Annotated in this window: 18 protein-coding genes; 11 read left to right on the top strand and 7 right to left on the bottom strand. The window is 59.8% G+C overall.

Annotated features, from left to right (window positions below; all coding sequences use genetic code 11):
* Positions 1-50: 50 nt before the first annotated feature.
* The 4 genes from KQI84_14860 to ppdK form a co-directional block, all read right to left on the bottom strand.
* A complete protein-coding gene (locus tag KQI84_14860) occupies positions 51-1,775 on the bottom strand; it encodes a DEAD/DEAH box helicase (GenBank protein MCB2156155.1) in 1,725 nt (574 codons plus the stop codon).
* 214 nt (positions 1,776-1,989) lie between these two features.
* Positions 1,990-2,616, bottom strand: a complete 627-nt coding sequence (locus tag KQI84_14865; protein MCB2156156.1) for a hypothetical protein — start codon at positions 2,614-2,616, stop codon at positions 1,990-1,992.
* A 193-nt stretch (positions 2,617-2,809) separates the two neighbouring features.
* A complete protein-coding gene (locus tag KQI84_14870; protein ID MCB2156157.1) occupies positions 2,810-4,342 on the bottom strand; it encodes a hypothetical protein in 1,533 nt (510 codons plus the stop codon).
* 225 nt (positions 4,343-4,567) lie between these two features.
* On the bottom strand, positions 4,568-7,534 hold the full coding sequence (ppdK, locus tag KQI84_14875) for a pyruvate, phosphate dikinase (GenBank protein MCB2156158.1): 2,967 nt from the start codon (positions 7,532-7,534) through the stop codon (positions 4,568-4,570).
* Positions 7,535-7,899: 365 nt separating this feature from the next.
* On the opposite strand from ppdK, the gene KQI84_14880 reads away from it, so the two are divergent.
* The 8 genes from KQI84_14880 to KQI84_14915 all read left to right on the top strand — a co-directional run bounded on the left by KQI84_14880 (position 7,900) and on the right by KQI84_14915 (position 16,760).
* Complete coding sequence (locus KQI84_14880) at positions 7,900-8,997, top strand: HAD-IIIA family hydrolase (GenBank protein MCB2156159.1); 1,098 nt, start codon at positions 7,900-7,902, stop codon at positions 8,995-8,997.
* 10 nt (positions 8,998-9,007) lie between these two features.
* Positions 9,008-10,471 carry a pyruvate kinase gene (gene pyk / locus KQI84_14885; GenBank protein ID MCB2156160.1) on the top strand — a complete coding sequence of 488 codons (1,464 nt, stop codon included), beginning with the start codon at positions 9,008-9,010 and terminating at the stop codon, positions 10,469-10,471.
* Positions 10,468-11,076 (top strand): nucleotidyltransferase family protein, encoded by a 609-nt coding sequence (locus tag KQI84_14890; protein MCB2156161.1) that lies wholly within the window; start codon positions 10,468-10,470, stop codon positions 11,074-11,076. The genes pyk and KQI84_14890 overlap by 4 nt, the downstream gene beginning before the upstream one ends.
* A 107-nt stretch (positions 11,077-11,183) precedes the next feature.
* Complete coding sequence (locus tag KQI84_14895; GenBank protein MCB2156162.1) at positions 11,184-11,402, top strand: hypothetical protein; 219 nt, start codon at positions 11,184-11,186, stop codon at positions 11,400-11,402.
* Between the two features lie 14 nt (positions 11,403-11,416).
* The gene (locus tag KQI84_14900) at positions 11,417-12,010 is read left to right on the top strand and encodes a hypothetical protein (protein MCB2156163.1); all 594 of its coding nucleotides are present in this window, start codon (positions 11,417-11,419) and stop codon (positions 12,008-12,010) included.
* 34 nt (positions 12,011-12,044) lie between these two features.
* On the top strand, positions 12,045-12,608 hold the full coding sequence (gene hpt, locus KQI84_14905) for a hypoxanthine phosphoribosyltransferase (GenBank protein MCB2156164.1): 564 nt from the start codon (positions 12,045-12,047) through the stop codon (positions 12,606-12,608).
* A gap of 371 nt (positions 12,609-12,979) precedes the next feature.
* A complete protein-coding gene (gene glgP / locus KQI84_14910; GenBank protein ID MCB2156165.1) occupies positions 12,980-15,595 on the top strand; it encodes an alpha-glucan family phosphorylase in 2,616 nt (871 codons plus the stop codon).
* Positions 15,596-15,716: 121 nt separating this feature from the next.
* A complete protein-coding gene (locus KQI84_14915) occupies positions 15,717-16,760 on the top strand; it encodes a low specificity L-threonine aldolase (GenBank protein ID MCB2156166.1) in 1,044 nt (347 codons plus the stop codon).
* On the opposite strand, the gene KQI84_14920 is transcribed toward KQI84_14915, so the two are convergent.
* The 3 genes from KQI84_14920 to KQI84_14930 all read right to left on the bottom strand — a co-directional run bounded on the left by KQI84_14920 (position 16,761) and on the right by KQI84_14930 (position 23,392).
* Complete coding sequence (locus KQI84_14920; GenBank protein ID MCB2156167.1) at positions 16,761-17,873, bottom strand: aldo/keto reductase; 1,113 nt, start codon at positions 17,871-17,873, stop codon at positions 16,761-16,763.
* A gap of 86 nt (positions 17,874-17,959) precedes the next feature.
* Entirely contained in the window at positions 17,960-18,301 is a 342-nt protein-coding gene (locus KQI84_14925; GenBank protein MCB2156168.1) for a tRNA-binding protein, read from the bottom strand.
* A gap of 90 nt (positions 18,302-18,391) precedes the next feature.
* Positions 18,392-23,392, bottom strand: a complete 5,001-nt coding sequence (locus tag KQI84_14930) for a hypothetical protein (GenBank protein ID MCB2156169.1) — start codon at positions 23,390-23,392, stop codon at positions 18,392-18,394.
* 238 nt (positions 23,393-23,630) lie between these two features.
* Here KQI84_14930 and KQI84_14935 point away from each other — a divergent pair, with 238 nt between their 5' ends.
* Genes KQI84_14935 through KQI84_14945 form a run of 3 tightly spaced genes read left to right on the top strand, consistent with a single transcriptional unit; the run spans position 23,631 to position 25,767 of the window.
* The gene (locus KQI84_14935; GenBank protein MCB2156170.1) at positions 23,631-24,224 is read left to right on the top strand and encodes an RNA polymerase sigma factor; all 594 of its coding nucleotides are present in this window, start codon (positions 23,631-23,633) and stop codon (positions 24,222-24,224) included.
* Positions 24,221-25,039 carry a FecR family protein gene (locus KQI84_14940; GenBank protein MCB2156171.1) on the top strand — a complete coding sequence of 273 codons (819 nt, stop codon included), beginning with the start codon at positions 24,221-24,223 and terminating at the stop codon, positions 25,037-25,039. Before KQI84_14935 ends, KQI84_14940 begins: the two co-directional genes overlap by 4 nt.
* On the top strand, positions 25,036-25,767 hold the full coding sequence (locus KQI84_14945; GenBank protein MCB2156172.1) for a prepilin-type N-terminal cleavage/methylation domain-containing protein: 732 nt from the start codon (positions 25,036-25,038) through the stop codon (positions 25,765-25,767). Before KQI84_14940 ends, KQI84_14945 begins: the two co-directional genes overlap by 4 nt.

Here is a 25,767-nt window from a genome sequence, read left to right on the forward strand (position 1 = left end):
TTGTTCTTGTCTCACCCAGAGTGGGATCGCCGGAAAAGATCGGCGGTCGCTTACTTCTTCTTAGTTTTCGTCGACTCCGACTCGGCCTCTTCCAGCTCCTCAAACTCGATCTGGTAGGCATAGCCTTGCTGTGTCAGGAACATCTGGCGATTGTACGCGAATTCCTGTTCCTTCGTGTCGCGTGTCACGACCGAGTAGAAATGCGCGATGTTCTCGACGCCTTCTCCCTTGGGCCGCAGCACACGCCCCAACCGTTGCGCTTCTTCCTGTCGTGATCCGAACGTGCCGCTGACCTGGATCGCCACATTGGCGTCTGGCAGGTCGATGGCGAAGTTCGCGACCTTCGACACGATGATCATCTTCAATTCCTTCGTCTTGAAGCGCGAGTAGATGTCCTCGCGCTCCTTGTTGGGCGTCTTGCCGGTGATAATAGGAGCTTTGAACTCCGCGGCAAGTTTGTCCAACTGGTCGAGATACTGACCGATGATCATGATATTATCGCCGCGATGGCGTTCAATCAGCCGATGAATCACGCCCATCTTGGCCGGATTCTCGGATGCCATCCGGAATTGCTCACGCTGATCCGCCACGGCGTAATCGACACGCATGGGCTGGGGAAGTGGGACGCGGATCTCGACGCAGATCGCCGTTGCGATCCAGCCCTGTCCTTCCAGTTGCTTCCACGGCATGTCGAATTTCTTCGGTCCGATCAGCGAAAACACGTCATCTTCCCGTCCATCCTCACGCACGAGCGTCGCGGTCAGCCCGAGACGGCGGCGTGCCTGGATGTTGGCCACTGTTCTAAATACCGGCGCCGGAAGCATGTGGACTTCGTCGTAAATTATCAAGCCCCAATTTTCGGCGTTGAACAAGTCCATGTGGACGAACTCGTCACCCTTGCTCTTCCGATATGTCAACAACTGGTAGGTGGAGACGGTCACCGGCCGGATATCCTTGCGCTCGCCGGAGTACTCCCCCACCTCGTCGCGGGTCAGTGTTGTCTTGTCCACCAGTTCATCGATCCACTGGCGAAGGGCTGTAATATTCGTCGTCAGAATCAGCGTCCGCTGCTTCACACGGGCCATCGTGGCGATGCCGATCACGGTCTTGCCGGCGCCGCAGGGCAGGACCAATACGCCGCTGCCACCCCGAACTCCGCCCGCCGCGTAGAAAATGTCCGCGGCATCCTGCTGGTACTCGCGCAAGCGGAAGGGCTTTCCGTTGGAGCCCAGCGCCCCGCGGATCGAGATGTCGAGGGCTTCGCCTTCTGTGTAGCCGGCCAGATCCTCGACGGGCAGCTTCGCCTTAATCAGAGCCTGCTTCAGCAGCCCCCTGTTGGCTTGCTCAACGCGGACCTTCAGGTCGTCGATAACTTCCGCAATGAACGGCTTGACCGACTTCAGGCGAACGACCTGGGCCATGGTCGGTTTGTCGGTAGAACTGAGGAAGAGGGAATCGCCTTCCTTGGTGAGTTGCAGCCGACCGTAGCGACCGACCTGCTCGCGGACTTCGATCATCACGTTTTCCGGCACCGGGTACTTTGCGTACTGGTACAGGGCCGTGCTGATTTCCTCCGCGGTCATCCCCGAAGCCGCTGCATTCCACAGGCTCAACGGGGTAATCTGGTAGGTATGTATATGCTCCGGGGATTTGACGAGTTCCGCGAAACGCGCCAACTGATCCCGGCAGTCGGCATAGTGCGGGCTGTTGACTTCCAACAGAACCGACATGTCTGCCTGGGCAATCAGGGGATTATCCGGGTTGTATCCATTCATGGTTTCGAAAAGTCCACTCAGTAAGGCCGTATATCCTGCACAACTTCCCAAATACTTCGACGGAAGGTCGATTCCCTCCGACACCCGCAAAAAAGTTCACTCTCGCCGGGGAGGGTGAAACCCCACCTCCTGCGTATCGCTCCACTCGATAGCGGTGTCGAGCGAACCTGTCAATTCCGAAGGCGCCTCTGCCGCGAATGCGGTCTGCCTCGGATCAGCCGGACGGCGTCGGCTTTGGCCGTGTGCCCCGGCCGGAAGGAACGGGAACGGCCCCCCAGTACACGGGAGGCCCGTCGTCGCCTTCGGCTGCATCACCCGACTCGCCGGATTCGCCTGTCGCCCCATCGGAGGCCGCCGGTGCGGCTCCTGGAGGCGCGGGTCTCGGTGCTGCGGATGAGCCTTGTCTTCCATCCGGTCCCGCCCCGGCCTGGCCGTCGGGACGTTGATCCGGAGGACGCCCGGCAGGATCAGGCGATGAATCTGGAGCACCAGGCCGGTCCGACCGGTCATTTCCTCGGGGACCGGGGCCGGAGGGGCGGGCCTGGGCCAGTTGCGTTCCTGGATTCAGTGTGCGTGCATCCGAGGTCGTTTGCCCACGGGGATTGAAGCTCGTCTCAGAGCCTGGGGCGCTTGGATTGTAGTCGGTTTCATCCTCGGGATTGGAGATGGGCTGATCCGAGGGCGATTCGTCGTCTGCGGGTTCCGTATCGTCCGCGTGGACGATCGGAGATAGCGTCGTACTCGTATCGACTTCAACCGGTCGACTTTCGAGAAGCACGACAAGCAGGAGCCCGACGGCTGCCGCGACGAGGAGTATCTGGAGGGTAAGTTCCCTCTTCATAGTCATCCAATCTCAAGATTACTGACACGGCCGCCCTTGGGAGGCGACCTCTCTTGCACCATAGCCGACTGTCCTCGGGCAGGCAAGCCCGACAATCGCCTGCAGACGCAAAGAATCCGAAGACTAGGCTCCCCCCATGGGAATGTCAAACGCGGATCGTGCGTTTGGACCGGTTGACTTTGAGAGAAATCGACTAAAGGGGACTGGTCGGCGGTGCTTCCATTAACAGACGTTTCCAGTCCGCCTCAAAAACCCAGGGCAGAAGGTCTGAGAGTGGCTGGAGTCGCTCAGCGGGAAATGCCTTTGGGACTGGTCGGATACTGGATGGGCGCAGGAACCGGCAGGCATAGTCCTTCACAATCTCACACAGCATTCCACGGACCAAAGCCAGAGCCTCAAAGACATCCTGGCCAGGTGGGTTTCGGCTGGCGCGCAGGATGTGCTCCAGGTCCCGAAGCGGGAATATCACGCCGGATCGATCGGCATACTGGATTCGTCGGCAAACATTCGGGCAGGAGATAGCCCGCGCGTGAGTCCACTCCCCTGCCTGGCAGAGCAGGTGAACCTGGTAACTCTGGATCATCGCGGCGGTACGCTGGCAGCATCGATCTGCCAGTTCGCGCAAGATTGGCCGTGATTCGTTGAGGATCTCGGTCAGGTCGTGCGCCATTCGAGCTCGGCCGATCCAATAGATCGTTCGCACATGCAATTGAACATGGTCGGGATCATCCGCGGTCTTCTCCAACAACTGGCGCAACTGGCGCATGGCTGCCGGCAAAAGCGCCGGGCGATCCCGCTCGAAGGCCTCACCCAAGACTCGATGCAGATGGTAGGCCTGCAGCGTGTGGGCATCGCTGGGACGGCCCGCGTCGTAGGCTTGGGAGACGAATGCCTCGATGTGTTCTTCAAACTCAGCAGTGTTGTCGGCCCCTTGCGCGATTGACCGCACGAGCAGTCGCGCAATTCGGAAGTAGGCCTGCGGATCGCTCGACTGCAGACCCTCGCGTTCGATCTGGTGGAATTGTTCCTCCAGGAAATCATGGATCTGGCAGAGGCCGCTGACGGCGTCAAATGCCTCTCCCCAAAGGGCAATCAGGCGCCAACGTTGCCGCTCGTCTGCTTCAGGAAGTGCGAGGCGAACAAGCCGCTCGACATCATGTCCCGAGCCGTGGCGGATGAGGCTTTCGCCGCGCCATTCAGGTCCGTCGCTGTGGTAGGATTGCGATTCGGCGATTTCGTCCGTCAGCCAGCGGGCAAGCCGCTTGCCCTCTGTCGGAGTCGCTCCCAGCAAGGCCCAGCGCGATGCGACCATCGTCTCGGTACCGGACAAGACATCGTGGCTGCGGCAGGGGTTTTCTCCGAGGTCTTCCTCATCGAATCCAGTTTGTGTCGGCTCCGTCATTCCGAGCGACAGCGTTCCGTCGGCCCGGCCGCGCTTTGCCAGGATCAGGCGCCCGTCTCCGGGAGTCAGACGATTGTACTCGGCAATGTTTCTTCGCAAGTCCGACAGCAATCGCCGGAAACGATCTTCGCGCTTGAAGATCTCATCGGAATCCGGGGATTTGCCCAGTTCCCAGATGGCTTCCTGAAGTTGGGGGACAGAAAAAGTCAATGTCTCGGAACCCATGAGTTCCGCGATCAATGCAGACTGGTTGCGCGCCCTGGGATGGACGTCGATCAACCATGACTGGAACTTTCCCCACGCCTCGCGGCTGGAAACTGCCACCGGTAAAACCCCGCACTCAGTTTTTGATACGCAATGATAGTATGCGGCCAGTACCCACTCGACAAGGGGAAATGCAAATTCTGGACATTCTGTGGTAATTCACACGACTTATTCATTATCAAGATTGCAAGACGCCGCGCGGCGATTCGATTGCCCAAAAAAGCCGCCCGCGAGGAGGAGTTCCTCGCGGGCGGTGGTTGTCCGACGATTAGCCAGAGTCAGCGCTTAGCGCCTACGTCCCTTACGGGCCGCCTTCTTCGTGGCCGCCTTCTTTGTGGCTTTCCGGGCCGTCTTCTTGGCAGCCTTGGCCACCTTCTTCACGACCTTCTTGGCCGTCTTCTTCGCGGCCTTCTTGCCGGCTTTCTTAGCCGTCTTCTTCGCCGCTTTCTTCACGACCTTCTTGGCGGCTTTCTTTCCGGCGACCTTGCGGGCCTTCTTAGGAGCGGCAGCGCCGCCCTGGCCGGTCAGTTCGCCGTGCGAGAACTTGATTGCCGCCTGCGCAGCCGCCAGGCGTGCGATGGGCACGCGGAACGGCGAGCAACTGACGTAATCAAGGCCTACGCGGTGGAAGAACTCGACGGAGGCGGGATCGCCACCGTGCTCGCCGCAGACACCAACCTTCAGGTTTCGGCGGGTTGCGCGGCCGTTCTGAGTTCCCATCTGCACCAACTGGCCAACGCCCTGCTGGTCGATCGACTGGAACGGGTCCTGAGGCAGCATCTTCTTGTCGAGATACTCGGGCAGGAACGTGCCGATGTCGTCGCGAGAGAAGCCGAACGTCGTCTGGGTCAGGTCGTTGGTGCCGAAGGAGAAGAACTCGGCGCCGGAGGCGATCTGTCCGGCGGTCAGAGCAGCGCGCGGCAGCTCGATCATCGTGCCGACCATGTAGTCGAACTTGATCTTCTTCTTAGCCATCACGTCCGCGGCAGCGGCGTGAACGATCGCGGCCTGGTCCTCGAACTCGGCCAAGGTGCCGACGAGCGGGATCATGACTTCCGGCAGCACCTGAACGCGTTTCTTCTTCAACTGAGCGACAGCCTCGAAGATCGCGCGGCTCTGCATCTCGGTGATCTCCGGATAGGTGACGCCGAGGCGGCAGCCGCGATGTCCCAGCATCGGGTTGAGCTCGTGAAGCTGCTCGATGCGGGTCTTCAGATCCTTCGCGGTAATCTTCATCTCGTGGGCCAGCTCTTCAATCTGTCCGGGCTCGCTCGGGGCGAACTCGTGCAGCGGCGGATCCAGCAGACGGATGGTAACAGGCAGTCCCTTCATGGACTTGAAGAGGCCGGCGAAGTCGCTGCGCTGATAGGGCAGCAGCTTCATAATGGCCTTGCGGCGCTGGTCGGCATCCTTGGAGACGATCAGCTCGCGGATGGCCTTGATGCGGTCCGCTTCGAAGAACATGTGCTCGGTGCGCGTGAGGCCGATGCCCTGGGCGCCGAAGTTGCGCGCCATGGTCGCATCGCGGCCGGTATCGGCGTTGGTGCGGACCTTGAGAACGCGGCGGGCGTCCGCCAGCTTCATCAGTTCACGATAGTGCTTGTTCTTGTCGGGATCGGCGGGGAGGAGCGGAAGCTGGCCGGCGTACAGCTTGCCGGTCGTACCGTTCAACGTCACCCACTCGCCTTCTTTGTACTTCTTGCCACCGACGCTCATCACGCGGGTGCTGTAGTCGATGGAGATCTCGCCGCAGCCAACGATGCAGCACTTGCCCCAGCCGCGGGCAACGAGAGCAGCGTGGCTGGTCATGCCGCCGCGAGCGGTCAGAATGCCTGCCGCTGCGTGCATGCCGGCGACGTCTTCCGGGCTCGTTTCGACGCGGGCCAGGATGGCCTTCGTGCCCTTCTGGGCCATCTGCTCGGCGCGATCCGGGGAGAAGACCAACTGGCCGGTGGCTCCACCGGGACCGGCGGGAAGACCACTGGTGATTGGGGTTTCTTTCTTCTCGGCCTTCGGATCGATGGACGGGTGCAGCAGTTCGTCGAGCTGCGAGGGCTTGACGCGCATCAGGGCCTCGTCGGCCTTGATCATCTTCTCATTGAACATCTCAACGGCCATGCGAACGGCGGCGGTGCCGTTGCGCTTGCCGACGCGGCACTGCAGCATCCAGAGCTTGCGATCTTCGATCGTGAACTCGATGTCCTGCATGTCGCGATAGTGCTTCTCCAACTTATTGCGGATGGCCACCAGTTCCTTGAAGGCCTTCGGCATGGCCTGCTGAAGGCTCTTCACGCCGCTCTTCTTCTGGTCCGGGGTCTTGTCGCGGTTGGAAAGCGGGCTCGGCGTACGAATACCTGCCACAACGTCTTCGCCCTGCGCATTGACCAGCCACTCGCCGTAGAACTTGTTCTCGCCAGTGGACGGGTCGCGGGTGAAAGCAACGCCGGTTGCCGACGTGTCGCCCATGTTACCGAACACCATGGTCTGTACGTTGACGGCGGTGCCCCACTCGTCGGGGATTCGCTCGAGGCGACGATAGTCCTTGGCGCGCTTGCCCATCCAGGAAGCGAACACGGCGTTGATGCCGCCGTAAAGCTGCTCCATCGGATCGTCCGGGAAGTCGGCTTTTAGGATCTGCTTCACCTTCTTCTTGTACTTCTCGCAAAGCTCCTGCAGATCTTCGGTTGTCAGGCCAGTGTCCAGTTCGCAGCCGCGCTTTGCCTTGGCTTCATCGAGGAGTTCCTCGAGCTGAATGCGAATGCCACAGTCTTCCTTCACTTCGACGCCGGCGGACTTTTCCATGACGACGTCGCTGTACATCGTGATCAGACGACGGTAAGCGTCATAGACAAACCGGGGGTTGCCGGTCTTCTTGATCATGCCCGGGATGGTCTTGCTGGTCAGGCCGATGTTGAGGACGGTTTCCATCATGCCGGGCATCGACTGGCGAGCGCCGGAGCGAACCGAGAGGAGCAGCGGGTCTTTCGGGTCGCCGAACTTGCGGCCCATTTCGCGCTCAACCTTCTTCAGGGCTGCGCGGACCTGGCGATCAAGCCCCTGCGGCCATGCACGATTGTGCTTGTAGAAATAGACGCAGACTTCAGTGGGAATCGTGAAGCCGGCGGGGACGGGGATGCCGATCTTGCACATTTCGGCGAGATTCGCGCCCTTGCCGCCCAGCAATTCTTTCATGCTGCCATCGCCGTCAGCGCTACCTCCCCCGAAAGAATACACCATCTTCTTTGGACTCATCGAGTGCCTCCTGTGACTACGGTGAAATTAGTTAAGGGCATTCCGCCCGTGACTTCGCCGTTCTGTTTGTGGGTTGAAATCTTATGCATTGGTAGACAAAAAAAAGGTGGCTCCAAACAATCGGTGCAACTCCCCTCGTGGCGGCCCGTGTTGTCAACCATATACAGTGTGAATGGCAGTGTTGGGGAAATCTTTCAGTCTTGGAATCGCTCAGGTTGCCTCTTTGTCCCTCGTGCAAACCGCGAAAAAAGTTTGTCGTCATTGCCCCCGATGGTGCAAGGATTCGTCTGGAGCGAGCGGCTCGCGGCTTGACGCGGCGCCGGGGCCCACCGAACCATTCGCACCGCCAATTCAAGGAGTTCACCGTGACCACAGAGAATAAGTACCGCGCCCTTGCACTGATCGATCGCGATGGTTGCCTGATCGAGGAGAAGAACTACCTCGCCGACCCGGAGCAGGTTGTCCTGCTGCCGCGTGCCGCGCGTGCCATCGAGCTGCTGCAGGAGCAAGGCGTGGCCTGCGTGCTGTGCTCGAACCAGTCCGGCGTCGGCCGCGGTTACTTCGATGAGGACACGATGCGTGCGGTTCACGACCGCGTGGTCAAAGAGCTTGAGGCCCAGGGCGTTTCGCTCGACGGCGCTTTTTACTGCCCGGCCCATCCAGAGGCGAAGCACGAACAATACCTGACGGGTCTGGAACGCCGCAAGCCACAGCCAAGCATGGCGATCGAAGCCCGACGCGAGCTGGGTCTCAACGATGTTCCGGTCTTTTCGATCGGCGACAAGGTGTCCGATATCGAGTTCGGACGCGCGGCGGGGGGCACGGGAATCCTGGTGCGAACGGGGTATGGTGAGAAGAGCGAGGAGGAACTCCGCCAGCGCCAGGATGACATACTCGTTGCGCCGGATGTGTACGATGCGGCGCGGATTCTGCTCGCCGAGCTCCTGAAGCGCGAAGCGAACGATGAGACGCTCTCGCGCAAGCTCCGGTCCCTCGGCCAGTTGCGTGATATGGCCGCCGAAGCACAGGTCGCCGGCAAGAAAGTTGTCCTTGCAAACGGCTGTTTCGACCTTCTGCACGGCGGGCATGTCAGCTTCATCGAGAACTCCAAAGCTGCGGGCGATATCCTGGTACTGGCCGTGAATTCGAATACAAGCATCAATCGCTTGAAGGGCGCAGGACGACCGATTCTGCCGGAACACCTTCGCCTCCAGGTCCTTTCAGGGCTCGAGTCGGTCGATTACCTGACGATCTTCTATACGAATTCGGCGGACGAGGTTCTGGAGGATCTGCGGCCCGATGTGCATTCGAAGGGCACTGATTATCGTCACGATAACGTCCCCGAGTTGAAGACGTCTCGACGGCTGGGAATCCAGACCGTAATTGCCGGAGCGCCAAAGGAAAACAGCACCCGCGACATTATCGAGGTCGTCGTTGAGCGAGCGCACGCGGGTACTCTCTGAAGGAGCGGCCATGCCCAAAACTCCCCCGATGCAAAAGTCCCGGACGAAGGTCGTCGTCACCGTCGGTCCCGCGTGCGCGAAGTTCTCCCAACTACGCGCGCTGGCCGACGCAGGCGCGAGCGTCTATCGCCTGAACTTCTCCCACGGCGATTACGAATCTCACTCGGCGGCGATTGCGAATATCCGGAAGGTTTCGGAGAGGATTGGGCGCCCGCTGGCCATTCTGGCAGACCTCAGCGGGCCAAAATTGCGCATCGGAGAAGTCCCAGGCGGCGAGGTCCCGCTCACTCCTGGCGACGTGATTACGCTGACTTCGAGCACCCCCGGCAGCCGCAATCGGACCTACCGGGTGAACATCAAGGACTTTGAGAAGTACGTCCAGGCGGGCCAGACGGTCCTGCTGGACGATGGCATGGTGAAACTGAAAATCCTCGAAACAGGCGACGAGGACGTCACATGCGAGGTACAAAACAAGTGCGTTCTCCGCTCGCGCAAGGGCATCAATCTGCCGCACACAAGTCTGCCAATACCGGCGCTGACACCGAAGGATCGCCGCGATCTGGAGTTTGCGCTGAAGGAAGGCGTTGACCTGGTTGCGCTGAGTTTCGTCCGCAGCCCCAAGGACATTGAGTTGGCCAAGCGCGCCATGCGACGGATCGGCCGCGAGGTCCCCTTGATCGCAAAGATCGAAAAAGGCGAGGCCCTGGCGGCTCTGGACGAGATTCTGGAACTCGCCGACGGCGCCATGGTCGCCCGCGGCGATCTCGGCGTCGAAATCCCCATTCACGAGGTTCCTTCTGCCCAGGTGCGCATCATTCGCCAATGCAATTACCTCTGCAAACCGGTCATTACGGCGACGCAGATGCTGAACAGCATGGTGACCAATCCGGTCCCGACACGTGCCGAGGTAACCGACATTTACAACGCGATTCTGGACGGCACAGACGCTGTCATGCTCTCAAACGAAACGGCGATGGGAGACTATCCGATCGATGCAGTCCGCGTGATGCACAATGTCTCCAAGGAGGCCGAACGCGATCTGGAGTGCTGCCGCGAGATGCTGTGGAAGACGGCGCCGGGTGAGACTCCACTTGTCGCCGAGGCGGTGAGCGAAGCAGCCGTCGATATGGCGCATGCCCTGGAGCTGGATGCGATCATCTGCCCGACCCAGTCCGGGGCGACGGCCATGCGCGTCGCGCGATTCCGTCCGAAGTGCCGCATCCTGGCGTTCAGCACCGAGCCCTCGACGGTCGGGCGCCTTTGCCTGAGTTGGGGCGTGCAGACGCGTGAAATGCGTCAGTTGTGGGGGACGGAAGAGGAATCGAGCGAGACGGACGCGATTATTACGGCCGCCCTCCGGACGGCGCGTGACTACAAGTTGCTCAAAAAGGGCATGCGGGTCGTCGTACTGGCGGGGATGCCCCTCCGCACGCCTGGAAAGACCAACTTCCTGCGAGTTCTCGAGATCGAATGACACCACCGGTGGCAGCCATTGTCCTGGCGGCCGGCCATTCCAAGCGCATGGGCCGGCCGAAGCCATTCCTCCCCTACCAGGGAACGACGTTCATCGCTGCTATCCTCGGGAAGCTCCGTGATGCGGGCTTCTCTTCGCTGATCGTCGTCGCGAATCCAGCCCATTCCGAGCAGTTTGATGCGAATCCACTCTCGGATGTCCGGCTCGTCTACAATCCAAACGTGGATGCCGGAATGCTGAGTTCGCTCCAGCAGGGAGTACGCCAGGTGGATTCGAGTGCGAGCCATGCAGTGTTCTGCCTCGTCGATATGCCCGAGATTCAGGCCGAAACGCTTCGGTCGGTATTCCTGGCGTGCCGAGAGAACCCCAAACATCTGATTGTGGCGACATTCGATGGGCGATGGGCGCATCCGGTGGGAATTCCAAGGGAGTTATTCGACGCGCTTCTCTCCTACAATGGTCCGAACGGTCCTCGGGGGTTTATCGAAACCCACCTGAGCCGCGTCGTGGAGGTGGATCAGACCGATCCCGCTACTCGTGTCGATGTGGATACGCCCGCAGAGTTCGAGGCCCTGCGCCGCCGAGAGAACGATTTTGCCCAATAGGCGACTCCGGGCTTGCCCGCCGTTCCCTGCTTTGTCACATTGCCGTTGCCCCGCGTTCGCGAGGAACTAGCCCCGGCCAGTCCGAGTCGGCAGGAAAGGACACGCCAATGACTCATGATTCGGTGTTGAAGAAGATTCAGGAAAAGATTCACGAGAAGGATGAGGTGATCGACGAGCAGATGGATCAGATCACCCAATTGGAGGACAAGGTCGCCGAACTGGAACTGCAGTTGGAAGAGGTCCAGTCGAAGACCAAGGACTTGATGAATATCAAGCAGGACTACGACGAGCTGAAGGCCGAACTGGACCAGATGCTGGGGGAATGAGAGGTTTCTGCATCGTGAGGAACTTGCTGGGATTGCGTCTGTCTGCCGCGCCTTTTGGGGTGATGATGCTGGCTGCGGTACTTCTCCTTACCGCCTGCAAAGACAAGCCAACGGAACTGGCTCCGGATCCGGAGTTCTCGATTAATGTCATGGCTGTGCCCGTGGATTGGCCACGGGAGGAGCTGGACTGGCCGGACAATCCAACGCTGCGGCGAACGCAGCAGGAAGCCTGGGCGCGCTACGGAACGCCGGACTTCATTCGCTTCATCTACACCATGGATCGCCGCATCGTGAAGCCTTCCGAGGCGATCGAAGGCCATCGCATGGCCGGGAAGTTCACCGAGCAAGAGCAAGAGTGGGTCTATCTTGCGGATGAGATCGTGCTGCGATTCAAAGGCGCCGAGACGATCGAACGGCCGTTGGATGATATTCTGCGCACGGTCGTGATGTACGGCGATCCGAATGAGATTAAGCGTTGGCCCGAGTTGGGCGTCGAACGAACCAGTTTCACTTACTACGATGCCGGAAAGACATTCAATTTCTCCGGCAACAGTTTGTCCGATGTGTACGAATTCACGCCCATGCCGGGCTTCAATATGCGTGACTGAGCACTGATCAAATCCCAGGGAAAAGCGATCTATTATGCCGAGTAAGGACAATCCCCTTCTGAATCACATGACGGAAATCCTCTACTCGCAGGCGGATATCGAGCGCCGCGTGCGGGAACTGGGTCTGCAGATCACCGATGACTATAAGGACCGCCAGTTAGTGCTGGTCGGGATTCTTCGCGGTGCGTTGGTATTCTTGTCGGATCTCTCGCGGGCCATCCCCCTCCCCCACTCGTGGGACATGTGCGGCGCATCATCCTATGCGGGCGGAACATCATCGCAGGGCTACGTTCAAATCACGAAGGACGTCGAACTCGACCTGCGAGACAAGGACGTGATCGTCGTCGAGGATATTTACGACTCCGGCCGGACGCTGCGTGCGATTTGCGATCTCCTTCGCGTTCACCAGCCTGCGACGATCGAAGTCTGCGCGTTCCTTTATAAGAGGAAGGTGAAGCGTGCGAACGAGATCTCGGTGAAGTATCGCGGCTTCGAGATCGACGATCAGTTCGTCGTCGGCTATGGGCTCGATTACAACGAATACTATCGCAATCTGTCGTGCATCGGCGTACTGGATCCGAAGATTTACTCGGAGTAAGCGCCCTTTGCGGGATCAGTCGAATTGCATGAACCCGGGCCCGTTGATCAGACGGGGCCGGTTCTTTTTGCGCTCATGGCCTGAATATGGCGCACTCGCGTCGAAGAGCCGATAAAACGTTTTTCCGTCGCGTAAGTCCTGGAAAATCGGCCTTTTTTCGTTCTGCGGCTTGGCTTTTTGGGTTGCCGCAGGCGGATTCGCTCATCTGTTCTCTTTCCCTCATTCGGCCCCATCCGACACATTCTCGTCGGAAGTTGGGAGTTGAGACTCGGCAGCGCGGGGGGATGCACCAGGCGCGCACCGGACGTCTCGCATTGGAAATGCAGCACCACAGGGAGACCTGAACCCGTCCCAGTCAGAGGTTAGCTACTATGTTGCAAAGAAAAGTTCCGACACAATTCCTTGGCAAGCTTCGCGTCCTGCCGAAGCTGCCTGCCCCTTTGGAGGGTCTCGAGGATCTGGCCAACAATTTGTGGTGGTCCTGGAACCCGTCCGCTCGCGCGCTCTTCCGGGAGATCTGTCCCGAGACGTGGCGCCGTACCGAAGGCAATCCCGTGCGCTTCATGGAGACAGTGTCTCAGAAGGTCCTGGAAGAAGCCTCGAAGAGTAAGCCCATCCTAAAAATGTACGATACCGTCATGAAGCAGTATCAGGGCTATCTTGGCGACAAGAAGACCTGGTTCGACGTCACTCATGGCGGCAAGACCGGCACACAGATCGCCTACTTCTCCGCCGAATTCGGCCTGCACGAATCGCTTCCGATTTACTCCGGTGGCCTGGGCGTTCTGGCCGGCGATCACTGCAAGTCCGCCTCCGATCTGGGCCTGCCCTTCGTGGGCGTCGGCCTGCTGTATCGCGAAGGCTACTTCATCCAGGACATCGATCACGACGGCCAGCAGCGCGCGATCTACAAGGCGCTCGACTGGCGCGATCTGCCCGTGAAGCCTGCGCTCGATTCCAAGAACGAGCAAATCTATGTGACCGTCGATTTGCCCGGCCGCGTCCTGACCGCCAAGGTCTGGAGGGTCCAGGTCGGTCGCAACCCGCTGTATCTGCTCGATACAGACATCGACAAGAACACGGCGGAAGATCGCCAACTGACTTTCCGCCTGTACGGCGGCGGCCACGAGATGCGCATCCAGCAGGAGATCCTCCTCGGCATCGGCGGCGTGCGTGCGCTGCGTGCTCTCGGCGTCGAACCTTCGATCTTCCACATGAACGAAGGGCACTCGGTGTTCCTGGGCCTCGAGCGTCTGCGCGAGTACATGCACAATGATAACCTGGCGTTCCGGGATGCCGTGGAAATGGTTCGTTCGTCGACGCTCTTCACGACGCACACGCCCGTCCCAGCTGGCAACGATGCCTTCCCGCCGGCGCTGATGGAGAAGTACTTCCGTCCGTTCTGGGAATCCCTGGGGATCTCCCGCGCGCAGTTCCTGGCCCTTGGCCTCGACACGCAGCAGGATGGTTCACAGCTCTACTCCTTGACGGTTCTGGCGCTGAACCTGGTCGCCATGGCCAACGGCGTTTCCGAATTGCACGGTCACGTTTCGCGCGCAATGTGGCAACACATCTGGCCGGATGTTCCCGCGCGCGAAAACCTGATCCAGCACATCACAAATGGCGTTCACACGCGGACGTGGCTCAGCATCGACATCCAGGAACTGTTCGACAAGTACTTCGAGAAGAACTGGCGCGAGCGCCTCTCCGATCCGAAGCTGTGGGAGCAGGTCGACAAGATTCCCGATGAGGATCTGTGGAACGCGATCAGCAAGCTGCGCGCTGACTTGATGGACTTCGTGCACAAGCGCGTGACGTCGCAGCACGCTCGCTTTGGCGAGTCGCCGGACAGGCTGCGCGAGTGGTCTGAGATCATGGACAAGGATACGCTGACGATTGGATTTGCGCGTCGTTTTGCGACCTACAAGCGTGCCACGCTGATCTTCCGCGATCGGGAGCGTCTCGCTCGCATTCTGAACAACCCCGAGCGCCCCATCCAGTTGATCTTTGCCGGCAAGGCACACCCCGCCGACGTTCCGGGTCAGGCGCTGATCCGCCAGATCCAGGAGATGTCCCGCGAGCCCGAATTCCAGGGCAAGATCATCTTCCTTGAGAACTACGACATGAACATCGGCCGCCGACTGACCAGCGGCGTCGACGTGTGGCTGAACAATCCGCGCCGCCCGTACGAAGCATCCGGTACCAGCGGCATGAAGGTGCCTCTGAACGGTGGCCTGAACTGCTCGATCCTCGACGGTTGGTGGCCCGAGGCGTTCCGCGACAATCACCTGGTGGGCTGGGCGCTTGGCGAAGAGCGCTTCTACGACAATCCCGATCAGCAGGATGAAGCGGATGCCGAGTCGATCTACGCGACCTTCGAGCATCAGATCGCGAAGCTGTTCTACAAGCGCGACAACAAGGGCATTCCGCGCGAGTGGGTAAACCGCGTTCGCGAATCCATGAAGGAAGTCGCCGCCATGTTCTCCACGCACCGCATGGTGCAGGACTACACGAACATGTACTACGTGCCCGCCGGGCAGCGGCATGGGCTGCTTGTCGCGAATCGCTACGAGCGCGCCCGTCAGAACGCGAAGTGGAAAGAGGAGATTCGCACGAACTGGCCGAGCATTCGGATCCACGCGTTCCTGGAGAACAACGGCGCCCCGGTGCACACGGTGCGCGTCCGCGAGAAGATGGAACTGGTTGCCGAAGTCGATCTCGGCCCCATCGATCCCGATGACGTCCAGGTGGAGATCTACATGGCATCGTTGGCCGAAACGGGCGAGGACGAATTTCCCCGGGCCGGATCGATCCCGATGCATCCGGAAGGCAAGAACGACAAGGGCCGGTACGTCTTCCGCGGCAACTTGCTCGAAGGCGATTCCGGTGAATACGGCTATACGGTTCGCGTGGTGCCGAAGCACCCGGACCTCATCCACCCGAACGAACTCGGACTGATCAGTTGGGCGAACAGCCACCAGCACTGATCGGCCCTGAAATGCAGCTCTCACAGCCCCTCGCCTGCCACGGCGAGGGGCTTCTCATTGGGCTTGGCCCCCGTGGCGGCTTCTGCGAGGGTTCCTGTAATTCTCTGGGGGTGTTTCCAACATGAAGATTGAGGTCGATCTCTACAGCGATACCATCTCGCGGCCTTCGGCGGGTATGCGGCGCGCCATGGCCGAGGCCGAGGTCGGGGATGAGCAAAAGAAGGAAGACCCGACGGTCAATCGGCTGTGCCGCATGGTGGCGGATCTCCTGGAGAAGGACGATGCGATCTATCTGCCATCCGGCTCGATGTGTAACGCGATCGCCCTTCGCGTACATTGCGCACCGGGTGATGAGGTCTTGATCGACAAGACAGCACACCCTGTGCACTTCGAGGTTGGTGGAATGGCCGCGCTGGCCGGCGCGATGCCCCGGCTCCTCGATGGAGATCGTGGCATCTTTTCGGCGGAACAGGTCCAAGAGGCCTATCGCGTTCCCGGAAGTAACCACAACCCTCGCTCGCGACTGGTCAGCGTCGAGCAAACCACCAACATGGGCGGCGGCCGCGTGTGGCCGCTTCCGGAGATTCGCAACGTCTGCGGGCTAGCGAAGAAGCTCGGCCTCGCGCGCCACATGGACGGTGCACGACTCATGAATGCCGTCGTGAAGTCCGGTATTCCGGCTGCTGAATACGCCGCCGAGTTCGATTCACTCTGGCTGGACTTCAGCAAAGGCCTCGGCGCGCCGGTGGGTGCGGCGCTGGCCGGCAGCAAGGACTTCATTCGCGAAGCCTGGCGCTTCAAGCATCAGTTCGGCGGAGCGATGCGACAGGCCGGCGTGATTGCAGCCGCGGCCGTATACGCACTGGAGAATAACGTCGATCGCCTGGCGGAAGATCACGAGCACGCACGAATCCTGGCCGAAGAGATCTCCGACCTGCCCGGTATTCAGGTCGAAATGCCGGAAACCAATATGGTTTTCTTCGACGTGAAGGATCTGGGGATGACGGCTCAGGAGTTCGGCGCTAAGACGCTGGAACACGGCGTTCGCCTGAGTTCCGGCGGGCCGACGCGCATCCGCGCCGTCACGCACATCGACGTGTCGCGGGCGGGAATCGATCAGGCGATCCGCGCGATTCGATCTGTCGTGGAGTCGGCGAAGAAGTAGTTAAACCTCACCAAAGACCCGCTGGCAGTACTGCATCTCTTCCATGATGGAGATGCTCTGCGTGCAATTCGATTCGCAGCCGCCGCAGAGCATGCACTCGTCGGCCTTGGGCGATTCGATCTTCTGGTACTTCTCGAGAGCCGCTTCGCGGAATCCCCAGAAGCGTTCTTCGAACATCGCCGCCATCACCGCCGGGATATCGATTCCCTGCGGACACGGCAGGCAATAGCCGCAGCCCGTGCAGTACTTCTCTTGCTGCTTCGCGACCTTCGCCAGAAACTTCTCGATCTTCTTCATCTGCTTCTTGTCGAAGCTGCCGGCGTTGACCGAAGCAATCGTATCGTCGACATCCGACGGGCGCGTCATTCCGCAGATCACCGTATCGATGTAGGGATGACTCATGATGTAGCGCAGGGCAAGATCCGGCACCGAACACGCGCCGACTTCTCTGCCCAGTTCGAGAAGGACTTCGCTGGCCTCCTTCAGTTTCCCTCCACCGACGGGGTTCATGACGATCGTGCCGATGCCGGCCTTGTGGTAGGCCTTCAGCACATCGCCGTAGCGCGTGTTCAGAAGGTTGAAAGAGAGCAGCACGATCTCGCACCAGTCGACTTCGGGCAAGTACGAGAGGAGATTCTCCGGCGTGTCATGGGAGGTGAATCCGATGTGACCGACGAGGCCTTCGTCCTTCGCCTTCACGATCGCATCGAGCATCCCGCCCTTCGCGATAGCAGCCTCGTATTGATCGCGCTGTTGGATATTCCAAATCTGGTAATAGTCAAGGTAGTCCACTTCGAGGCGCGTCATGGATTCCTCAATGCGTTTGCGCGCGCAACTCTCAGATGCGTCGTCCGATTCCTCGATTTTGACGATCCATGGCGCCCACTTAGTGGAGAGAATGACCTTCTCGCGATAGCCGTCCTTCAAAGCCTGGCCCAGCTTGATCTCCGAATCCCCGTACCCTCGGCTGGTGTCGATGTACCGCATTCCGGAATCGATGGCGTGGCGGATCAGCGCCACAGCCTCGTCTATGTCCTCGGGCAGACGCATTGCGCCGATGTTGCCGCGGGGGACTTCAAAACCGGATCGTTGGCCGAATTTCCTGAGTTCCATGTACCGTCCCTTAGGTCGATTGAGCGCGCTTCAGCCGCTCGGGTATGGGCATATAGGCCATCTCCCCCCGGCTTGTCGATACGGAATCAGCCCAGTTTGTCTCCTGGCGCCACGTGGGGCGAGTCATCCGGGGCGATCAGAATCACGGGGCCGCCGGCGCTGTAGACCCCAAGCGTGAGCACTTCGCTGCGATAGCCAGCGATCCGTCGCGGCGGGAAATTGACGACTCCCATGACGAGGCGTCCAACCAGGTCCTCGGGCGCGTAGGCGTCCGTAATCTGGGCACTGGACTGCCTGATTCCAATCTCCTCACCGAAATCGATCCGAAGGCGGTAGGCAGGCTTGCGGGCGCCTTCGAAAACAGTCGCCTCCAGCACACGGCCGACTCGGATGTCCAGATTCATGAAATCGTCGAACGTGGCCGTCATCTCGAAAGCCTCCCGGAGGGTGAAGTAGAATCGGGCCGGTCGATGTGACCGGCCCGACTCTGTCGTGGGGGTATTGATGGGGGATCCCGGTTACGGCATCAAGACCAGTTCCTCGAAGATGAACTCTTCAAGCGAGATCGCCTTGTTGAGGTCGTCCTGATCGTTGAAGTTCAGAATGTCGAAGGCCACCAACGCACGGGCGTTGCCGGTCGCGTTCTTCGGCATCACGAGGTACGCGTCGTAGGCGCGCGCGCCGTCGATGGGCGATTCCGGGCCGCCGTTCTCACTCGAGATGTTGACCACTGCAGCGAGATTCGCAGCGCTCGAGTTGATGCGCAGGCGGAACTCCGGAACGGTTTCGGGATTTGTGGAGGCCGACTTGACGAGGAATCGGGCGCGATAGATCTTGCCCGCTTCGAGCGTCACGCCGGTATCCTTGAACCAGAAGCCGAACGTATTCGTGTCCGTCGCGGCGAGATCCAGCGAACCGCTGGCTCCGGTGCCGGCCGCGGGCGGGGTGAAGCGCTCGGGCCAGCCGCTGAAAACCCAGCCGTTCGTTCCCGCTGCGAAGCGATCGTCGATGAACGTGCGAGCGACAGAGAGACGATCCATGTCGATCGGACGAACGTCGATGCCCTGCAGACGGAACTCTGCATCCTGAGCAAACTGCGAATCGAAGTTCAGCATGTCCATCGAGAGGAACCACTGGCGTTCCAGCAAGCTCGCCGATTCCATCTCGACCGGTGCCGTCATCACGAACGTGTACTCGAAGCCGTCCGTCGTCGGACTGAAAGTTCCGCCGTTGTAGGAGTCGACCACGAGGCAATTGCCCTTCGCGAAGTTACGCAGGTTTGTACGCAGGCGAAGCGTTGGAATCTCCGAACGGTTTTCAATGTTCGTCGCAACGCGGACGCGCACTTCATACAACGTGTCCGGATCGCCGGTGAAGGAATCCTGCGGCAACGCGACATAGCCAAACGTGTTGTTGCTGGCGGAAACGATCGCAGGCTGGCCCAGTTCATTGATGCGGCCGCTCGTGATGTCGAACATCTCCATTCCGCCGGTCGTGACACTTGCGTGGCGAGTGATCACGTTGGCAATCAGTTCGCCGTCCTGGATGTGTACCTGGATGTTCACCAGGTCGCCGATGGCCAGATCCGCGAACTCGATCGCATCGCCTTGATGCTCGCGAATCACGGTCTGCTCGACGGCCTGGACGGTGCGTCCGTTGGCAACGAGCGTCAACGCCTCGCGATCGATGTCCTGGATGACCGTCAGGCGAACGTCGATCGTGATGGCCGTGACGACGCCGCCTTCGTCTTCCGTTCCGCGAACGCGGACGTAGTCACCGATGTTCAGATCGGCCATGGCGATGGGCTCGCCATCGAATCCATGGATGACAGTATCAGCATCCACGATCACCGGCGTCGCGCCGACGGTCATAGTGCCGCTGGTTCCGAAATCCGTGATGAAATCACGCAACACGACGGTCCGCGGATCGTCATCGCCGGGGCCGGGGTTCTCCTCCTGCACCTTGATCAACTGAGCAACGAGAACGCCAGTCGAGGCACGCTGTCCGGCGACATCGACAAGCTGACCGACTTGGAGATCAGCGAAGTTGAGCGGCTCGCCCTTGCGGCTGATGATCTGCGTGGCTTCAACAACCTGCACGGTCGTCTCGCCAATCAGGAGTGTCTTTGCGGCAGCGTCGATGGAGACGATACGCCCGCGAATATGATCCGGCTGTGCGGGCGGTGCCACGGGTTCGAGCAGACGAAGCTCGCACGCAGAGATCGCCGCCTCGGACGTCAGCCAACCAACGACGCGGAAGTCCGCACCGACAGTCAGATCGCCGAAGGTGATGGGATTGCGCTCCGAATCGAGCAACACGGTGTCTGGATTGATCACGACGAGGATGCCGTCGGAATCGATCGCCATGTTGGATTCATCGATCGAGTCGATCGTGCCGAAGTAGATCGAGTTCTGCGGGCAGGGCTCGCCGGGCTCGCCGGCGAGGCGAACAACGACATTCGCCATGATGTTGCCGGCTCCATCCAGGCAGCCTTCAACGTGGACCCAGTCGCCGATCTGGAAGTCGGAGATTTCGAGAGGTTCGTTCGTCTCGTGATCGATCAGGCGCGTATCCCAGGCGATCAGAACGTTCTCCTCGCCGACGATCATGCCGCCGACAAGATTGTCCTGCGTCGTCACCAGGAAGTCCATAATCGGCCCGTTCAGATGAACTTCCGGGCAGATCGGATCTTCAAGCTCGATCTCGAAAGCGACGATGTAGTTGGTTCCGGGATTCACGACGCCTCGAACGGTCACAAACATACCGACCTGCAGATCGCCGAACTCCAGCAGTCCGCCGTTCGGGCCAATGATCGCCGTCTCGGGAGTCACCTGAACAGGTCGGCCGGCCACGACAAGGCGCCCTTCGTTCGGATTGATGCGCGAGATGTTACCGCTGATTTCGACTTCGCGCGGTTCGGGATTCGGAAGGATCTGGATGAAGTGCGCGAGCACCGAATCGTCATCCAGTACGACACCGCCGACGTGGACGAATTGCTCGACTGCGAGAGCGTCGAAGCCCACTAGGTTGCCTTCCGGATCGTGGATTTCCGTCCTGTCGGTTGTGCGGATGAAGTGCCCCTGCACAACAAGCGTATTGGAAGTCGTGTCGAGCTCTTCGACGACGCCTTCGAGTTGAATGGGTTCGCAGGGAATGTCTTCGCGATCAAGCAACGTGACCGTCTCTGCGACCAATCGCAGATTCTGGAGGTTGAAGTCTGATGCGCTGTTGAGCGACAGGTAGGCGTTGATGCGAACGATGTCGCCGGGGAAGAGATCGGCCATGCCGAAATCACTGCGCTCGCGTCCGTCGATGAACTCGGTCTCGTTCGAGATCGAGATCGGAATCCGGTTCACGATGAGGAGGTTCTGTTCGAAGTCGACGAAGTTGACGCGGCCCTCGATGACGAGACCGTCGCCCGGTTCGCCGAATACGAGAACAAAGCGCGCCTCGACGGCTCCATCCGTCGAATCCAGAATGGTGAGACCGGCCACGGCGACGCGGTCGCCAACGGCCAGGTCGGAGAACTCCAGCGGATCGCCGCGGAAGTTGAAGATGCGCGTCTGGTCGTTCAGAACGATCGGACGACCGTCGACCATCATGGCTGTACGGCCGGTCGCCAGCGACTCGATCTGTCCATGAACGATGATCGGTTCGCCGACCGGAGGCCGAGGATCTTCTACGATGATCAGGTGAGCGAAGAAGACACCATCAGCCTGCCATTCGCCCTCTGCGCACGCATGCATGTCGGTGGTGAGATCAGAGAAGGGGATCGGGTTGTTCGCCGCATCGACAATTTGTGTATCGGGGCCGATCATCACAACGATGTCGTTGATGGTCAGGCTGCCGGTGCTGTCGATCGCCGTAATCGGTCCGCAAACATGCTGCGGGGGAACTTCGCCGAACACGTGGATTTCCTGAGCCAGCATTTGGTGCATGTTCGGATCCGTCGTGCCGGCAGGATCGGTCGCGGGAAGTTCCTCTCCGATGGCCTCAACCAGTAGTCCCTCGCTCAAGTCGGAGAACGGCAAATTGTTGCCGTTGGCATCGACGATCAGGGTCTGGTTGTTGATCTGAACGGCCCAATCCAGCATGTAGATCACATGGTTGGTTGATTCGATGCGCTCAATCGGTCCTGCGATATGAATGAGCGGCGGTTCGTCGCTGCGGATGAAGATCTGGTTGGCCACAAACTCGCCGAGTCCAATCGTCCCGGCGGATGTCGGCTCCGGGTACCTGGTGACTTCGCCGATCGCCTCGACGGTCATCGTCTCAGCCAAAACCGAGAAATCGACAGCATTGCCGGCCATGTCGATGATTTCGGTCTCATTATTGGTGATCACCTGGAACTCATTCAGAAGGAACGTCGCGGCAGTGTAGTCGATGTCGCGAATCGGGCCGAAGAGATGCGTCGGACCGGGTTCCCCCGGAACGTGGATCATCTTGGCAAGGACGACCGGCAGGAAGTCGCCCCCTGCCGGATCGGTTGTCGTATCCATCGGAATGCCGACGATTTCCACAAAGAGGCCCTGGTGCAGATCGGCGAATGGGATGACTTCCCCGCCGGGGCCGGTGATTTCCGTTTCGTTGTCGGTCAGGACCTGCGTGCCCTGAACGATCAGGCTCTGATTCGTCGTGTCGATCGCCTCAATCTCCCCCGCCAGCGTGACAACGACGGGATCCTGGGGGCGAAGGATGACCTTGCGGGCTTCAAATTCCTCCGGGATCGTGCTCGGATAGCCACGAACGGCGACGTACATGTCCAACGCCAGGTCGCCGAAACCTGCCGGCCTGTCGTCGTAGTACATGAACACAGTCTCGCTCGTCGTTGTGACGTGAAGATGGCCATCGAGCTCGAAGGAGGTCTCATTCGGAAAGATGTCGGTCACGCGTCCGCTGACGGTTTCGAGGTTCGGATCGGAGCAATCGTTGGACTTCCGCAGGCCCTCGGCCAGGAAGACGGGCCACTCGGGAATCGAAGGCAACGGAATGCCCGCCACGGTCACGCAATCGCCGACCACGAAGTCTTCGAAGACGAGAGATGATCCATCGAAGTCCTCGTAGACGATGTTCTGATCGAGGATGACCAGATTGTGGCCGACGACCAGGGAATCGTTTTCGATCAGAGAAATCCGACCGGTAAAGGTCACCATCTCGGGTTCCGGCGGAACGGTTGGATCGAGCAAGTGCACTTCAGTCGCGATCAACTGCATGTTCTCCATGCCGCTGGCCGTGGGACAGAATTCGACATTCGCCCACTCGCCCTGCTGGATCATTGCGAAGCCGCCCGTGGATCCATCGATGTTAAAGAATTGGGTGTCGGCATCGGTGTGGAAGACCATGCCTGCTACATTGAACGCTCGCGCGTCTGCATCCACGGCTGAAATCTGCCCGTAAATCGCCTGCGGTCGTTCGCACTCGACGGCAAGTGCCTGATCGGGTGCGAGCGAAAGAAGGCCGAGCATCATGCCGAGAATCGCAAAGGCGCGATACGCTGAAAGGCGTAATACGCTATTCATCGGTTCTCTCCTCTTCGGAAGAAGCGTTTTTGGCAATGGGGGATAATGTTGAGGGTAGTGCTGGCTCTGAAAGGGTAGACACCCCGTGTCTCGGTTTTCTTACAGCCCGGAATAAAAAAGTTGGTTTCACATCGCCCGGATCGGGTCTCCTCCCATTTGGCCAAGAAACTGCTCGATCCATGTAAGAAATCCGTCCTTCATGGGGTCAATCTCGGTAGTAAGGGGCCACCGACACGCGATGAACGAAGCGGTATGCAAGGGCAGACTGGCCGATCTGGCTCTCCGCTTTCAAGAAGGAGAACACGAAGCGGTGCATGAATTGGTGGCTATTTATAGCCGTCGAATTCAGGCCTTTGTTCGTACCATCGTTCATTCACCGGAACTGGCGGAGGAACTGACGCAGGACGTTTTCGTGCGAGCCTATACCAAAAGGAACACATTGGCAAATCGGGATAAACTGGAAGCATGGCTCTTCGCGCTCGCACGCAATTGCGCCCTGAAGGAAATGAAACGGAAACGGTATCGCGTGGAATCGGTGGTCGACCAAGACGAAATCGCGGAACGAGCGGGGGGCGAGGATGCCCCCCCACAACCCCGGGAGGTGCAAGAGGCCGAACTGGCCGAATTGCTGGATGAAGCACTGGCCCAGCTCGATGAGAAGAGGCGCCAACTCATGACCTTACGCTACTACTCCCACCTGGGATTGGCGGAGATCGCAGAAGTGATGGAAATGCCCATCGGTAGCGTTGGCACCACAATCAGTCGCAGCCTGGCCCAGTTGAAGGACTTCTTCCAATCCCGGGGATTCCGAATCGAGGACTTGATGCCATGAAACGGGAATCGATACCCGAGCTTTCCGAGGATCTGAAGGCCCTGGATCGTGCCCTGGGTGAAGCGGCCGATCGCCGTTTTGCCCACGATGTCAGGCCTTCCCCGGCGTTTTCCGCTCAGCTCGAGCGGCGCCTGGAGGAGGTGGACCTCGCCCGGAGCGAATCCAATGGCTCGCGCGGAGGACGCCGCTCGCTGGTCGCCATCGCCATCCTGGCAGCGGCCGCGTGTGTGGCGCTGGTTGCAGGACTATCCTTTCTGGGGGGAAGCCCGGCAGGCCAGGTTCTCTACACCGAAGGCAACGTCCTGCGTGGCGATCGCGCCGAGGTGCGCTCCGGCAGTGAGTTACAGACCGATTCAGGCCGGATCGTGGCCCTGGTGGACTCACGGGCGCACGTGCTGTTGAACGATCACAGCAAGTTGCGCGTCGAGGCCGAGAACCGCCTGCGCCTGGATGAAGGCGAAGTCTGGGTACACGTCGTCCCGGGCTCGGGAGCCTTCAGCGTGCGCACGCCTGGAGCACTGGTGGAGGTCGTCGGAACATCGTTCACCGTGACCTATCGCAACGGTGAAACAACGGTTGAAACATACAGTGGAACCGTGCAATTGACTGGTTCGAAAGCTGCTGAAGGAGTGGCCATCGCGGCCGGGAATCGAGGCTCGGTGAGGAGCGACGAGGAGACGGCGAAAGTCGAAGCGCTCTCCGAGTCGTCCGGAGCCCAATGGGCAGCATCGCTGGCGGATCGCTATCAGCGATCAAGCCTCAGCTCCTTCTTCCCGTCGGTTGCACCCGTAGACGAATCAGGCCAAACGCCATGAATCGAAACAGGCAGGGATTCACATTATTGGAACTGCTGATCGGGGTCGCGATTATCGCGATCCTGGCGGCTGTTGCCCTGCCGAATATGCTGGAAGCACAACGTCGCGCCAAGACGGCGAAGGCGAAGGCAAACATCCGCGTTCTTCTGGACGGAGCGGACGCATATCGGATCGACTGGAATGCTTATCCAAGCGCCGGCCCACATCTCCCCGACGATCCCTACGGGATTCTGGCAGATGCCCAGCTTCGCGTTCTGACAACGCCGATCAGCTACATTTCAACGGCTGCATTCTCCGATCCGTTTGGCTTGGTTCAGAGCCAGAGTCTGTCCTTCCGTCGTGTCGGTTTTGAAATGGAAACAGCCCCGCGACCCGGGCCGCCGCCCGGACCGCCCCCAGGGCCCGGAACTCATGATCCGGAGTTTCCCATCCCGGAAGTCCCCAACAGGAATCGTAGCCTGTTGTACTATCACTATCCGGACTTCGCGGAGCAGACCGGCAATCCGAAGGTCTACGCCCGAGGTATGGCGATCGTCAGCCTGGGGCCGGACCAGCTGGACAGCTTCGGGGCGTTTCGGCCCTTCGATCAGGATGCCCTTCCCCCATTGGCGCGCCAGTTGGGTTACCAGCAACCCATCGACACGCAGTACGATCCCACGAACGGGACGGTGAGCCGGGGTGATCTCTTTGGTTTCACAGGCGAACTCTCCATCCAGCGAATCCCGTAA

This window comes from bacterium (assembly GCA_020444065.1).
Classification (GTDB): Bacteria; Sumerlaeota; Sumerlaeia; order SLMS01; family JAHLLQ01; genus JAHLLQ01.